13 protein-coding genes are annotated in these 13868 nt (G+C 62.3%); all 13 read left to right on the top strand.

The window, feature by feature from the left end:
- A partial coding sequence (locus Q0K17_RS03695) for an ATP-binding cassette domain-containing protein (protein WP_294540077.1) occupies positions 1–873 on the top strand: 873 nt, incomplete at its 5' end.
- Complete coding sequence (locus Q0K17_RS03690; protein ID WP_294540075.1) at positions 873–1982, top strand: ABC transporter permease; 1110 nt, start codon at positions 873–875, stop codon at positions 1980–1982. The genes Q0K17_RS03695 and Q0K17_RS03690, both read left to right, overlap by 1 nt.
- On the top strand, positions 1979–2968 hold the full coding sequence (locus Q0K17_RS03685; protein ID WP_294540073.1) for an ABC transporter permease: 990 nt from the start codon (positions 1979–1981) through the stop codon (positions 2966–2968). Before Q0K17_RS03690 ends, Q0K17_RS03685 begins: the two co-directional genes overlap by 4 nt.
- Before the next feature lie 280 nt (positions 2969–3248).
- The gene (locus tag Q0K17_RS03680) at positions 3249–5270 is read left to right on the top strand and encodes an efflux RND transporter periplasmic adaptor subunit (RefSeq protein ID WP_294540071.1); all 2022 of its coding nucleotides are present in this window, start codon (positions 3249–3251) and stop codon (positions 5268–5270) included.
- A gap of 83 nt (positions 5271–5353) precedes the next feature.
- Entirely contained in the window at positions 5354–6046 is a 693-nt protein-coding gene (locus Q0K17_RS03675) for an ABC transporter ATP-binding protein (RefSeq protein WP_294540079.1), read from the top strand.
- Complete coding sequence (locus Q0K17_RS03670) at positions 6033–7346, top strand: ABC transporter permease (RefSeq protein ID WP_294540069.1); 1314 nt, start codon at positions 6033–6035, stop codon at positions 7344–7346. The genes Q0K17_RS03675 and Q0K17_RS03670 overlap by 14 nt, the downstream gene beginning before the upstream one ends.
- Positions 7347–7447: 101 nt before the next feature.
- Positions 7448–8803 (top strand): MATE family efflux transporter, encoded by a 1356-nt coding sequence (locus Q0K17_RS03665; RefSeq protein ID WP_294540067.1) that lies wholly within the window; start codon positions 7448–7450, stop codon positions 8801–8803.
- A gap of 32 nt (positions 8804–8835) precedes the next feature.
- Positions 8836–9594 (top strand): exodeoxyribonuclease III, encoded by a 759-nt coding sequence (locus Q0K17_RS03660; RefSeq protein WP_294540065.1) that lies wholly within the window; start codon positions 8836–8838, stop codon positions 9592–9594.
- 99 nt (positions 9595–9693) lie between these two features.
- Positions 9694–10233, top strand: coding sequence for a sigma-70 family RNA polymerase sigma factor (locus Q0K17_RS03655; protein ID WP_294540063.1), 540 nt, complete (start codon positions 9694–9696; stop codon positions 10231–10233).
- 1 nt (position 10234) lies between these two features.
- Positions 10235–10777: a hypothetical protein gene (locus tag Q0K17_RS03650; RefSeq protein WP_294540061.1), complete on the top strand. Its 543-nt coding sequence runs from the start codon at positions 10235–10237 to the stop codon at positions 10775–10777.
- Positions 10778–10782: 5 nt separating this feature from the next.
- Positions 10783–11349, top strand: coding sequence for a hypothetical protein (locus Q0K17_RS03645; RefSeq protein ID WP_294540059.1), 567 nt, complete (start codon positions 10783–10785; stop codon positions 11347–11349).
- 45 nt (positions 11350–11394) lie between these two features.
- Positions 11395–12339 carry a hypothetical protein gene (locus Q0K17_RS03640; protein WP_294540057.1) on the top strand — a complete coding sequence of 315 codons (945 nt, stop codon included), beginning with the start codon at positions 11395–11397 and terminating at the stop codon, positions 12337–12339.
- Positions 12340–12496: 157 nt separating this feature from the next.
- Complete coding sequence (locus Q0K17_RS03635) at positions 12497–13864, top strand: MFS transporter (RefSeq protein ID WP_294540055.1); 1368 nt, start codon at positions 12497–12499, stop codon at positions 13862–13864.
- Positions 13865–13868 lie beyond the last annotated feature (4 nt).

Genomic DNA, 13868 nt, shown 5'->3' with positions numbered 1-13868 from the left:
GACGCCAACGAGGCCATGCTCACCGAGATGATGGTGGGCAAGAAGGTGGAGCTGGACATCGAGCGCCCCCTGCCGGTCAACCCGGTGCGGCGGCTGTCGGTGCATCACCTGAGCGTCACCGGTCCCGAAGGCGGCCGGGTGCTGGACGATGTGAGCTTTGACGCCTACGGCGGCGAGATCCTGGGCATTGCGGGCATTTCCGGCAACGGCCAGAAGGAACTGCTGGAAGCCATCGCCGGCCTGCAGCGGGCGGACGGCGGCGCCCAGATCCAGTTCTTCGCCCCCGGGGCGGAGGACAAGCCCACCTCCCTCATCGGCAAGACGCCCAAGGATATCCGGGATGCCGGCATCCACCTCTCCTTCGTGCCGGAGGACCGTCTGGGCATGGGCCTGGTGGGCTCCATGGGCATGACCGACAACATGATGCTCAAGAGCTACGGCAAGGGCCATTCTCCCATCGTGGACCGCAAGACCCCCCGGGAACTGGCCGAGGAAGTGCGGGAAGAGCTGGGCGTGGTTACCCCCGGCCTGAACACCCCCGTCTCCCAGCTGTCCGGCGGCAACGTGCAGAAGGTCCTGGTGGGCCGGGAACTGGCCGCCTCTCCCATCGTACTCATGACCGCCTACGCCGTGCGCGGGCTGGATATCAACACCTCCTACACCATCTACCACCTGCTCAATGAGCAGAAGAAAAAGGGTGTGGCCGTCATTTATGTGGGCGAGGACCTGGACGTGCTGCTGGAACTGTGTGACCGCATCCTGGTTCTGTGCGGCGGCAAGGCAAACGGCATTCTGGACGCCCGTACCACCACCAAGGAGGAAGTCGGCCTGCGTATGACCGACCTGCAGAATAAAAAGGAGGTGCGCGCCTGATGGCAGCCCAAACTACTCATACGGCCGAACCGCTGGTGCGCATTGCCCGACGGGAAGCCGCCCCCCTCAGCCGTAAGATCGCGGTGCGTGCCGCCGCCATCCTGCTGGCTTTGGTGGTGGATGCTCTGTTCATCTTCTTCGTCACCGGCCTGAACCCCATCAACGTCTATGTGGTCATGTGGGGCGGCACCTTCTCCACCACCGTCCGTTTCTCCTGGGCCATGCGGGATCTGTCCACCCTGCTGTGCATCGGCATCGCGCTGGCCCCCGCCTTCAAGATGCGCTTCTGGAACATCGGCGCCGAAGGCCAGGTCCTGGTGGGCGGCCTTGCCACCGCCCTGATCATGGTCTACTTCGGCAACAGCCTGCCGGCCCCCGCCCTGTTTGCGGCCATGGTGCTGGGCAGTCTGGCTGCCGGTGCCCTGTGGGGCTTTGTGCCCGCCTGGTTCAAGGCCCGCTGGAACACCAACGAGACCCTGTTCACCCTGATGATGAACTATGTGGCCACCAGCATCGTGGCCTGTATGACCAACATCATGCGCGGTCAGGCCTCCAGCCTGGGCACCCTGAACAAGGCCACCAAGGCCGGCTGGCTGCCCATCCTCTTCGGGCAGCGGTACACCATCAACATCATCGTGGTGCTGGTTCTGACCTTCGCCATGTATGCGTACCTGAAATACTCCAAGCATGGCTATGAGATCGCCGTGGTGGGCGAGAGCGAGAACACCGCCCGCTATGCCGGCATCAACGTCCGCCGGGTCATGGTGCGCACCATGATCATCAGCGGCGCCATCTGCGGCCTGACCGGCTTCCTCATCGTGGCCGGCAAGGACCAGACCATCTCCACCAACTCGGCGGGGGGCAACGGCTTCACCGCCATCATCGTGGCCTGGCTGGCCAAGTTCAACACCTTCTACATGGCACTGATCTCCTTCCTGCTGGTCTTTCTGGAGCGCGGTGCTTCCGAGATCGCCTCGGCCTACAGCCTGAATGAATATGCCGCCGATATCATCACCGGCATCATCCTCTTCTTCATTCTGGGCAGCGAGTTCTTTATCAACTACCGCCTGATCTGGCGCGGCCATCACAAGGAGGTGAAGGGCGAATGAGCAGTCTGATTGCATGGATCATGCGCGCGATCCCCTTCGGCACCATCATCATGTACGGTGCCATGGGCGAAACCATCACCGAAAAGTCCGGCAACCTGAACCTGGGTGTGCCCGGTATCATGTATCTGGGCGGCTTTGCCGGCTTTGCCAGCGCATATTATTATGAAAACAGCGTGGCCAACCCCATTCCTGCCCTCAGCGTTCTCATCGCCCTGGTCTGCGCCCTGGTGGCCTCGGCTCTGGGCGGTCTGATCTACGCCTTCCTGACCATCAGCCTGCGGGCCAACCAGAACGTGACCGGTCTGGCCCTGACCACCTTCGGTATGGGCGTGGCCAACTTCTTCGGCGTCTTCATCCTGGACGGTGCCACCTACAGCGCCGCTCCCATCGCCAACAAGGCCTTCGCCGCCAAGATCCCGGTGCTCTCCCAGATGGGCGTGCTGGGCCAGACGGTGTTCTCCTACGGTTTCCTGGCCTACGCGGCCATCGTGCTGGCCATCGCGCTGCACTGGTTCTTCAACCGCACCCGCGTGGGGCTGAACCTGCGGGCTGTGGGTGAAAACCCCGCCACCGCCGACGCCGCCGGCATCAACGTCACCCGGTACAAGTACCTGGCCACCTGCATCGGCGCTGCCATCTGCGGGGTGGGCGGCCTGTACTATGTGCTGGACTACAACCAGGGCATCTGGGCCACCACCGGCCAGATCGAAGCCCTGGGCTGGCTGGCCCTGGCCCTGGTCATCTTCACCACCTGGAAACCCCTCAATGCCATCTGGGGCGCCTACCTCTTCGGCATCCTGTACTGGCTGTACCAGTTCCTGCCCAGCATGCTGGGCATCACCGTGTCCAGCGCCATGACCGACCTGGTGCAGATGGTGCCCTATGTGGTCACCATTCTGGTGCTGATTGCCGTCTCCCTGCGCCGCAAGAAGGAGGACCAGCCCCCGGCTCACCTGGGTCTGGCCTATTTCCGTGAGGAACGCTGACCTTTCTGAAACTCCAATGCATAAAAATGCCTGCCGCATTGTCCGGCGGGCATTTTCTTTTGCGGAATTTTGCCGGTTTTGTTCCCGAATTCACAGATTATTTCTTGCTGTTTTTTCTGCAAAAGCATACAATTGAACCAATATCGCTGTATAAAAAGGGGATATCTGAAAGGTTTTTCACATTCGTTGCACCCTTTCAACACATTTTTCCCGTACACTGAAAACGGCTATCAACGGAAATCTCATTCTTATAAGAATTGCAGAGAGGCAGGAAAACTTCATGTTCAACCCGTTCAAAAAGAACCAGGCTGCGGAGGTGCAGGACCTCGAACAGCCGGATACCGTCTCCGGACAGGGGGCGCAAGTGGTCGGCGATACGGACTATGAGGCGGAAGAAAACCTCCCGGCACCGCCTGCCGGACATCCTCTTCCCGCACGTCTGGCCGGCTGGCTGGGCCGGCACAAAAAGCTGGTCATTGCCGCCGTGGTGATCGTGGCCGCAGCCGGCATCATCTCCTGGCGGATGCGGGCGGTACCCGCCGCGGCGGATGCCGAGTACCAGTACATCCGCACCACCACCCTGACCAAAGGCAGCCTGAATGACTCGGTGACGGTCAGCGGCACGGTGGTCTCCGGCGATGAGGCGGACGTGACCGTGTCCGACAGCGTCAAGACCTACAAAGTGGCCACGGTGGAAGCCCAGGTGGGGGATACGGTGCAGGAGGGGGATATTATTGCCACCCTGGACACCACCGACCTGGAAAAGCAGATCGAGGACGCCCAGCAGAGCTACAACGATACCCTGCAGTCCGCCCAGACCAGCTATGACCGGGCGGTGGATGACTACAATACCTCCCTGGTGCAGCACGACAACAACCTCATCGACCTGCAGGCCAAGATCGACCAGGCGGACCAGTCCCTGGCGGACGCGGAGCAATCCCTCTCCGACGCAAAATCCAAGAGGGATGCCGCCAAGAGCGCCTACGATACGGCGGTGAGCGAGTACAACTCCATTTCGGCAGATTTCAGCACCATCAAGGCCCAGATCGACAGCTATACCACCGCCTACAACAACGCCAGCGATGCGCTGAACGCAGCCCTGGCTGCCTGGAACGCGGTAAAGCAGGAGCCGGACCCCACCACGGTGCCTGCGGAGGGCACCGAAGGAACGGCGGACACCCAGGACAGCAGTACCGCTTCCCCGGAATATGAAGCCTATGTCAGCGCCCAGAGCGCTGCCCAGAAGGCGGAGCAGGACCTGCTTACCGCCCAGAACAACTGTTCCATCACCTCCCGGGGGCTGTACGGGTACACGGCCATTGAGCAGGCGGTGAATGCGGCGGAACAGGCCAAGACCTCCGCCGAGACCGCCTACAACCAGGCCGAGAGCACCGTCAAGACCGCCGAGACCCAGGTGGAGACGGCGGAGCAGCAGGTCAAGAGCGCCCATGACGCCTACGACAACGAGAAAAACTACTCCACCATCAAGTCCAAGGCCCAGGCGGTGGAGGACGCCCAGACCAAGCTGGAACAGGCCAAGCGCACCCCGGACAATCTGGAAACGCTGCAGGACACCCTGGCGGACTGCACCCTGACCGCCACCATGTCCGGCACCATCACCGCCCTGGATGCCACCGTGGGGTCGGTGTGTGCGGGGACGGTGGCCACCATCCAGGACACCGACGCCCTGGTGGTGGAGGTCACCATCCCGGCGGATGATGTGCCCGGTCTGGAAACCGGCATGTCCTGCCTCATCACCTCCGATGCCACCGGCGACACCGAGATCGCCGGCACCCTGACCCAGATCGACCCTGTGGCCAACGACCAGGGGTCTTTCGGCGCCAAGGTGCGGGTCACCGGGGAAGCGGGGGACCTGCTCATCGGCATCCAGGCCCAGGTGGAGATCATCAAGAGCCAGGTCACCGACGTGTATGTGGTGCCCATCGATGCGGTGGCCACTGCTGAGGACGGCAGCCAGTATGTGCTGCGCAAGACCGGCGGCGAGGGCGTGGACATGACCTTTGAACAGGTCACCGTCACCACCGGCGATTCCAATGATTATTACGTCACCATCTCCGGCGCCGACCTGCAGGAAGGGGACGTGATCCGTTCCAGTGCCGACCTGACCCAGGGCATCGTCACCACCACCGATCCCATGGAGCAGATGATGCAGGCCATGGGCGGCAGCGGTACTCCCGGCGGCGGGCAGGCTCCTGCCGGGGACCGGCCCACCGATACGGGCGGCGCACAGGCCTCCTCCGGCGGTGGCGGCGCTCCCGGCGGCGCGGCGGGAGGAATGTGACCATGGCCGAAAGCAGAGAATTTGCCGCAGCCGTTGCCCGCCGCATCCATGCCCCCGCCCCGGCCCGCCGGCCTCTCATCGAGATGCACGGCATCCGAAAAAGCTATTACATCGGCCAGCCCAACGAGCTGGAGATCCTGCACGGCATCGACCTGCAGGTATATCCCGGAGAGTTCGTGGCCATCGTGGGGGAATCCGGCTCCGGCAAATCCACCCTCATGAACATCATCGGGGTGCTGGACAAACCCACCCGGGGCAGCTACGTCCTGGACGGGGTGAACATCCACGACGCCAAGGACAACCAGCTGGCGGCCATCCGCAACCGGAAGATCGGCTTTGTGTTCCAGACCTACAACCTCATCGGCCGGCAGAGCGCCCTGAAAAACGTGGAGCTGCCCATGCTCTATGCCGGGGTCCCCGGTGGCGAGCGGGTCCGGCGGGCCAAGGACTGGCTGAACCGGGTGGGCATGGGGGACCGCATGCGCCACCAGCCCAACGAGCTTTCCGGCGGGCAGAAGCAGCGGGTGGCCATTGCCCGGGCCATGGTCAACAATCCGGCCCTGATCCTGGCGGACGAGCCCACCGGCGCCCTGGACAGTGAGACCAGCCGGGTGGTCATGGATCTGTTCCATGAGATGCACCGGCGCTACCATAAGACCATTGTGCTCATCACCCACAACCCGACCCTGGCCAGGGAATGTGAGCGGGTGCTGACCCTGAAGGACGGGCGCATCGTGGCCGAGCAGAGAGGGGAGGGCGCCCATGGGACTTTCTAACATTGCCGAAAACATCAGCATGGCCCTCACCAGCCTGAAAAGCAACAAGATGCGCAGCCTGCTCACCATGCTGGGCATCATCATCGGCATCGCGGCGGTCATTGCCATCGAGACGGTGGGCGGCAGCCTGACCGGCACCGTCACCGACAGCATGTCCGGCATGGGGGTGGCCAACATCACGGTGAGCCTGACCCAGAAGGACAGCGATGACACCAGCGGCACCTCGGCGGGGGTGACCCTGCGCCGGTTCATGGACAGCACCCCCGGCGGGGATGACCTGATCACCGACGCCATGATCCGGGAGTTTGAGGCCACTTTCCCGGACAAGGTGGAACGGGTGGAACTGACCCGGGAAGCGGGTACCGCCACCATCGACAAGGTCGGCGACCCGGACACCACCATCTCTGCCACCCTGACCGGCGCGTCTCCCGCCACCCTCAACGCCCTGGAATCGGATACCCCCATCCTGGCCGGACGGTGGCTCACCGATGCGGACGACGGCAAGTATCTCTGCGTGGTGTCGGAAAAATTCGTGGAGCAGGCCATCGGCACCACCAACGCCGGCGCCCTGGGCACCCGGGTGGTGCTCACGGTGAACGGGTCCCCCTGTGCCTTCTATGTGGCGGGGGTGTACGAGTATGTGGAAAACGAGTATGCCAGCCTGATGGGCGCCCAGGATGACGATTCCATCCAGACCACCATCTATATCCCTCTGGAGACCGCCCGCGCCCTCACCGGGGCGGACGAAGGCTACCAGAGCCTGACGGTGGTGGCGGCCAGCGGGGTGGATGTGACCGACTTTGTGGATGTGGTGGGGGACTATTTTGCCAGCTACTACACCCGCAATGATACCTGGACCGTCCAGGCCACCAGCATTTCCAGCCTGGTGGAATCCATGACCGAAATGCTGGATACCATCTCCCTGGGCATCTCCGCCATCGCGGCCATTTCGCTGCTGGTGGGCGGCATCGGCGTCATGAACATCATGACCGTCTCGGTGACCGAGCGCACCCGGGAGATCGGTACCCGCAAAGCCCTGGGCGCCCCCAGCTCGGCCATCCGGCTGCAGTTCATCACCGAATCCATCGTGCTCTGCGTCATCGGCGGCGCCATCGGGGTGGCCCTGGGCGTTTCTTTGGGCATGTGGCTCAGCAGCCTCATCGGATTTGCGGCCAAACCCAGTCTGTCCGCCATCCTCATTGCGGTGGGCTTCAGCATGGCCATCGGCGTCTTTTTCGGGTATTATCCCGCCAACAAGGCCGCCAAACTGGACCCCATCGAAGCCCTGCGCTACGAATAAAGAATCTTTGTCAGCCCGCCGCCGGCCCGCGGCGGGTCTCTTTTGTTTTGTCCCGGTTTGTGGTATACTGAGGGGCGGTATAGAGGAAAAGAGGAGTTTTCATGGAAAAAGAACGATTGTTTACCAACCGCCAGCTGATCCGTCTTCTTTGGCCGCTGGTCATTGAACAGGCATTGGCCATCCTGGTGGGCATGTCCGATACGGTCATGGTCTCCAGCGTGGGGGAAGCCGCCATCTCCGGCGTCTCTCTGGTGGATATGATCAACAATCTGATCATCAATATCTTTGCGGCACTGGCCACCGGCGGCGCCGTGGTCACCAGCCAGTTCCTGGGCGCCCGCAAACCGGAGGAAGCCTCCCGCAGCGCCGGACAGCTGGTCACCCTCAGCGCGCTGCTGGGCGTGGCGGTGGCGGCTTTCTGCCTGCTGCTCCGTGCCCCCATGCTGCGGCTGTTCTTCGGCAGCATTGACGACAGTGTCATGCACGAGGCCCTGATCTACTTCACCATCACCGGGCTTTCCTATCCCTTCCTGGCCCTGTACAACGCCGGCGCGGCCATCTTCCGCTCCACCGGCAACAGCGCCGTTTCCATGAAGGTCAGCGTCTTCATGAACCTGATCAACATCGGGGGCAACGCCCTGTGCGTCCATGTGCTCAGGATGGGCACGGCGGGCGTGGCGGTGCCCACCCTGGTCTCCCGCGCCCTGGGTGCGGTGATCATCCTGTATCTGGCCGCTGCCCATCATGACAACCCGGCCCGGGTCACCTGGGACGGCGTACGGCATCTGCAGCCCGCCATGGCCCGCAACATCCTGTACATCGGCATCCCCTCGGCCATGGAAAACAGCCTTTTCCAGCTGGGCCGTGTGGTGGTGGTCAGCATGATCAGCATCTTCGGCACGGTGCATATCTCGGCCAACGCCGTGGCCAACAACCTGGACAATGTGGGCTGCATCGTGGGGCAGGCCATGGGTCTGGCCATGATCACGGTGGTGGGCCGGTGCGTGGGGGCAGGGGACCTGCAGCAGGCCGGCTACTTTACCAAAAAACTCATGCTGTGGGATTATATCGCCCAGGGTGCCACCAATGCCCTGGTGCTGATCTTCCTGCCCCAGCTGCTCAGCCTGTACACCCTGTCCGACGAGACCCGCCAGCTGGCCTGGCTGCTGGTCATGATCCATGCCGGCTGCGGTATCCTGCTGTGGCCCTCCGGCTTCGTGCTGCCCAACGCCCTGCGCGCCGCCAACGATGTGAAGTTCACCATGATGACCTCCATCCTGTCTATGATGATCTGGCGCCTGGGCTTCTCCTATGTGCTGTGCGTGCAGATGGGTATGGGCGCCGTGGGCGTCTGGATCGCCATGGTGGTGGACTGGGTCTGCCGTGTGACCTGCTTTGTGGTCCGGTTTGTCTCCGGCGCCTGGAAAAAGCGCTGCACGCCGGTCAGGACTGCCTGAACGATTTACAACCATTTTGAAAGGACACAACTATGAAGAGATTCATCAGCTGGAATGTCAACGGCCTGCGGGCCTGCCTGAAAAAGGGCTTTGCCGACGCCTTTGCCGCCTTTGACGCCGATGCCGTCTGCCTGCAGGAGACCAAGATGCAGCCCGGTCAGGCGGACTTCGACCCCGAAGGCTACACCGAATACATCAACAGCGCCGAGAAGAAGGGCTATTCCGGCACCCTGATCTACACCCGGCTGCAGCCCCTCAACGCCTGGAACGGCATCGGGGTGGAGGCCCACAGCCATGAAGGGCGGGCCATCACCCTGGAATTTGACAACTTCTATCTGGTCAACCTGTATGTGCCCAACGCCCAGAACGAGCTGGCCCGCATCGACTACCGCATGGAGTGGGAGGACGACCTGCGCGCCTACCTGCTGGACCTGGACGCCAAAAAACCGGTCATCGTCTGCGGGGACCTGAATGTGGCCCACCAGGAGATCGACCTGAAGAACCCCGGCCCCAACCGGGGCGCGGCGGGCTTCTCCGACCAGGAGCGGGGCAAGATGACCGAGCTGCTGGCCGCCGGCTTTACCGACAGTTTCCGCTACCTGCACCCGGACGTGACCGGGGCCTACAGCTGGTGGAGCATGCGATTCCGCGCCCGGGAACGGAACGCGGGATGGCGTATTGACTATTTCCTGGTCTCCAACCGCATTGCGGACAAGATCCGGGTGGCCGACATCCTGCCCGACGTGATGGGCAGCGACCACTGCCCGGTCCGCCTGGAAATCGATCTGTAAAAAAGACATATTTTTTAGGACCCGCTGCAAAATGCCGCGGGCCTTTTTCGTAGTATAGAATAGAAACGTTTCGAGCAAGGAGGTGAGGGGCACGGCATCATGAACAACCAGGATTTTTCCGAGCTGATGCGGCAGTATCAGAAACTGGTCTACACCGTCTGCCTGCAGTTTGTCCGCGACCCTCACACCGCCGAAGACCTTACCCAGGACACCTTCCTCTCCGCCTACACCAGCATCGACCGATGTGATGCGGCCTACTACAAACAATGGCTGGTGCGTGTGGCGGCCAACAAGTGCAAGGACCACCTGAAAAGCGCCTGGGCGCGCAAGGTGGAGGCCCAGGACCACGAAAGCCTGCCCGAACCCAGGGGCACCCCCCCGGCGGGCAGTGCGCTGGCCGCCGCCGACCCGGATCCCCAGGACCTGTTTTTGCAGAAGAGCAGCGCCGAGGAACTGGATGAGATGGTCCGCACCCTGCGGGAACCCTACGGCAGGGTGGCCACAATGTATTTTCTGGAAGAACGGCCGGTGGCGGATATCGCACGGCTGTTGGGGCGGCCCCCCGCCACGGTACAGAATCAGCTGTTCCGGGCAAAAGCCATCCTGCGCAAGCAGATCACCGAAAGGAGGCAGGAGTAACATGACCGAGAGCATGGCCCCTTATTTTGACAACAACAACCTGTTTGACACCGCCGGCTGCCTGACCCAGAGTGGTCTGGAAGCCCTGCGGGATGACCGCCTGGATGACCTGGGCCGGCTGGAAGCCGCCGAACACCTGACCTTCTGTGACCGGTGTCTGGCCCGGTACACCGCTTTGCTGGAAAGCATCCAGCTGTCGGCCCCCATGCGGGACCTGATCCCCCAGGTGCAGGCCCTCATGCGGCTGCGCGCCTTCCGGGTCATGACCAACCGCTATGTGTCGGTGGCGGCCGCCATCGCCCTGGCCCTGGCTTTGTGGCGGTTCGGCCTGTTCGGTGCCGCTCCTGCCGCCGCCCCCAAAGAGGTACAGGAATCCCGGCCGAACACCAGCATCAGTCAGATGCTGGGCAGCGCCCTGGACGGCGCCAGCGAAGGGCTGCAGAATGTGCTGGGCAGCATCCAGGACACCGCCCTCAGCGGCTGGGCACAGCTTTCCGATAATAACCGGCAAAATCACGGCCAAGAGGCCGCCACTGGAGAGTGAAGAACATGAAAAAGAACGCATTTCTGACCTTTATCTTTGCCTGTATCCCGGGTGCAGGGCAGATGTACTACGGCTATATGCGCCGCGGTCTTTCCCTCATCACCCTGTTCTGCGTGGCTTCCGGCATTGGAGCCATCATCCCGCCGGTGCTGCTGGCTGCCCCCATCATCTGGATGTATGCCTTCTTTGACACCTACGACCTGATCCGGTATCTGGTGTCCGGCAGCCCCAAACCGGATGATTTCATCTGGGGTGACCGCATCGACCTGGGCCGGTTCAAGGCCTTCACCCCCCGGGGCAACCGGATCATCGGCTGGGTGCTGGTGGCCTGCGGCGTGTGGGTGCTCTTTGACAGCTGGATCGCCCCCATGCTCTACGACCTGCTGGACAGCGTGGGAATGGCCTATCTGTACTACAACATCATCGGTCAGCTCCCCACCATCATTGTGGCCGGTCTACTGATCTACTTCGGCATCCGGCTGCTGAACCGCACGGCGCCCTCCCAAAGCGATACCGCCGCCATGCCGCCCTATCCCGGTGGAAACCACGACGATCCGGACCAGCCGCTGTGAGCCCGGACCGGCAGATTCCGTCCCTACTACAATACGAGGTGTATCATGATCGATGAAAAATACAGTGGGGAAACCCACCAGACTGTTCCTCCCACGCCCAATCCGGTGCCCCAGCCTCCCAAAAAGGTCCGTCGGGTGGGCACCTTCACCTTCGGGCTGCTGCTGGTGGCCGCCGGTGTGCTGCTGATCCTGCGGGCCCTCATGCCCACCCTGGACCTGCGGTTCGTGGTCAGCCTGCTGCCCGTGGCCCTCATTGCCCTGGGCATCGAGGTCCTGATCTATGCCGCCCGCCCCGACGTGCAACTCCGGTATGACGGGGTGAGCATCTTTGTCTGCATCCTGATCCTTTTCGGGGTAGGGGGTTCCTCGGTGATGCTGCAGCTGTGGAATGAGTATGGCCCTTCCGCCCGTGTGGCCGAAATGCGCCTGGGCGACGAGCTGCAGTCGGACGCCACCGCCGCCCTGCGGGCGGCCCCCGGCCTGGGAGACAACATCTATGATGTGAGTGTGGTGCTGGACTTCAACCACGGGGTCACCAACCCTGCCACCGAGACCGTCCAGCCCGGGGACCGGGCCCAGCTGTACGTCACCGTCTACCAGGGCCGGTACAGCTCCGCCCAGGAATTTGCGTCCATGGCCCGCCAGGTGGTGGACGCCTGTCAGGCGGACGGCCTGCCCTTCAATGAATACCGCTTCGACACCTACACCTACGAAGTGCCCGACGGCACCGTGACCTACTCCCTGGATATGGAGACCGCCTGGCAGATCACCGCCGGAGCCGACGCCCTGGCCGAGAATGTTTACCAGTCCTACTGGTATGACGGAAACGCCTTCTCCGGCTATGAGGATATGGCCAACTACCAGCAGGAGATGATCCGCCAGGATCTGATTGAGGACTACCAGGAAAAATTCGGGGAATCTCCCACCGAGGAATGGCTGGAGGAACAGATGTCCGCCCTGGGCATGGCCACTGCCGAATCCGCCGCCTGAAAAATGATTGCTCTCTTGTTTTGATTTTGCCGATTCTTGACAGGAATTTCACCGTCCGATGGCCTTTTGTGCCGTTGGGCGGCTTGTTTTTTTGGTGACAAAATGTTACACTTATACAAGGTTTGCAAATTTGTATAAACGGGAGGCTTGATTCCCTATGGGGCTTCTGAAAGGGTATACCAAACAGGAGATCAGCTGGATGATGTACGACTGGGCCAACAGCGCCCACTCGGTCATTGTGGTCACCCTGCTGCCCATCTTCTTTGACACTGTGGCAAGTTATACGGCGGACAGCGTTTCCAGCATGTCCACCTGGGGCTATGCCACCAGCATCGCCATGGCCATCGTGGCACTGGCAGCGCCGTTTCTGGGGGTCTTCGGGGATATCCGGGGCATGCGCAAGCGGCTGTTCACCGGCTTCATGGTCCTGGGCGTGGTGGCGGTGGCCCTCATGTCCTTCACCCCGCTGATGGACTTCACCTCCTCCACCTCGGCCGCCGGCCGGGTGGCAGGCCTGATCCTGGTGCTGTACATCCTCAGCGTCATCGGTTTTGACGCTTCCGCCATCTACTACGACGCCTTCCTCACCGATATCACCACCCCCGAGCGGATGGACCGGGTCTCCACCATGGGCTACGGCCTGGGGTACATCGGCGGCTCCACCATCCCGCTGGTCATTTTCCTGGTCATGAACCTGGCGGGGGTGCCCATGCTCACCTGTCTGGCCGTGATTTTTGCCATCACCGCCGTGTGGTGGCTGGGCTTCAGCCTGCCGCTGCTGAAAAACTGCCAGCAGACCTCCGGCAAGCCCTATGAACAGGGCGATGTGGGCCGCAGCATCCGGGGCGTGGGTTCCACCATCAAGGAGATCATCGCCAACAAGCCCATGCTGGTGTACATCCTGGCCTATTTCTTCTACATCGACGGCGTGCACACCGTCATCAGCATGGCCACCACCTACGGCACCAATCTGGGTCTGGACTCCACCGGCATGATGCTGGCGCTGCTGCTGGTGCAGGTGCTGGGCCTGCCCTTCTGCCTGCTGTACATCCGCCTCAGCGCCAAGTTCGGTGCCCGGTTCATGGTGGGCGTGGGCATCTGCGTGTACATGTTCATCTGCGTCTTTGCCTTCTTCATGCGGGATCTGTGGCAGTTCTGGGTGCTGGCCGTTCTGTGTGCCACCAGCCAGGGCGGCATCCAGGCCCTGTCCCGCTCCATGTTCGGCAAGCTGATCCCGGACAAGGACCGCAGCGGCGAGTTCTTCGGCTTCTTTGACATCTTCGGCAAGTTCAGCTCCATCATGGGTCCGGCCCTGGTGGGTGTGGTCAGCGCGGCCGTGGCCAACGGCATGCTGCAGTCCCAGGGCCTGACCGCCCAGACCGCCACCGCCGAACAGATCGATGCCATCAACGCGGCGTCCAGCCCCTTCGGCATCGTGTCCATCCTGCTCATCATCGGCATCGGCGCGGTGCTCTTCTTCGGGGTGCTGCCGCGTACCCTGAAGGGCAAGGACCTGTCGATTTAAGGAA

The organism is uncultured Gemmiger sp. (genome assembly GCA_944388105.1).
Taxonomy (GTDB): Bacteria; Bacillota; Clostridia; order Oscillospirales; family Ruminococcaceae; genus Gemmiger.
The sequence above is the reverse complement of the archived record's forward strand: the minus strand, read 5'-3'. Positions and strand labels throughout refer to the sequence as shown.

Excerpts from the sequence above, each read along its gene's own strand:
- Q0K17_RS03690 (WP_294540075.1), top strand. The coding sequence starts at position 873 with ATGGCAGCCCAAACTACTCATACGGCCGAACCGCTGGTGCGCATTGCC.
- Q0K17_RS03685 (WP_294540073.1), top strand. The coding sequence starts at position 1,979 with ATGAGCAGTCTGATTGCATGGATCATGCGCGCGATCCCCTTCGGCACC.
- Q0K17_RS03680 (WP_294540071.1), top strand. The coding sequence starts at position 3,249 with ATGTTCAACCCGTTCAAAAAGAACCAGGCTGCGGAGGTGCAGGACCTC.
- Q0K17_RS03675 (WP_294540079.1), top strand. The coding sequence starts at position 5,354 with ATGCACGGCATCCGAAAAAGCTATTACATCGGCCAGCCCAACGAGCTG.
- Q0K17_RS03670 (WP_294540069.1), top strand. The coding sequence starts at position 6,033 with ATGGGACTTTCTAACATTGCCGAAAACATCAGCATGGCCCTCACCAGC.
- Q0K17_RS03665 (WP_294540067.1), top strand. The coding sequence starts at position 7,448 with ATGGAAAAAGAACGATTGTTTACCAACCGCCAGCTGATCCGTCTTCTT.
- Q0K17_RS03660 (WP_294540065.1), top strand. The coding sequence starts at position 8,836 with ATGAAGAGATTCATCAGCTGGAATGTCAACGGCCTGCGGGCCTGCCTG.
- Q0K17_RS03655 (WP_294540063.1), top strand. The coding sequence starts at position 9,694 with ATGAACAACCAGGATTTTTCCGAGCTGATGCGGCAGTATCAGAAACTG.
- Q0K17_RS03650 (WP_294540061.1), top strand. The coding sequence starts at position 10,235 with ATGACCGAGAGCATGGCCCCTTATTTTGACAACAACAACCTGTTTGAC.
- Q0K17_RS03645 (WP_294540059.1), top strand. The coding sequence starts at position 10,783 with ATGAAAAAGAACGCATTTCTGACCTTTATCTTTGCCTGTATCCCGGGT.
- Q0K17_RS03640 (WP_294540057.1), top strand. The coding sequence starts at position 11,395 with ATGATCGATGAAAAATACAGTGGGGAAACCCACCAGACTGTTCCTCCC.
- Q0K17_RS03635 (WP_294540055.1), top strand. The coding sequence starts at position 12,497 with ATGGGGCTTCTGAAAGGGTATACCAAACAGGAGATCAGCTGGATGATG.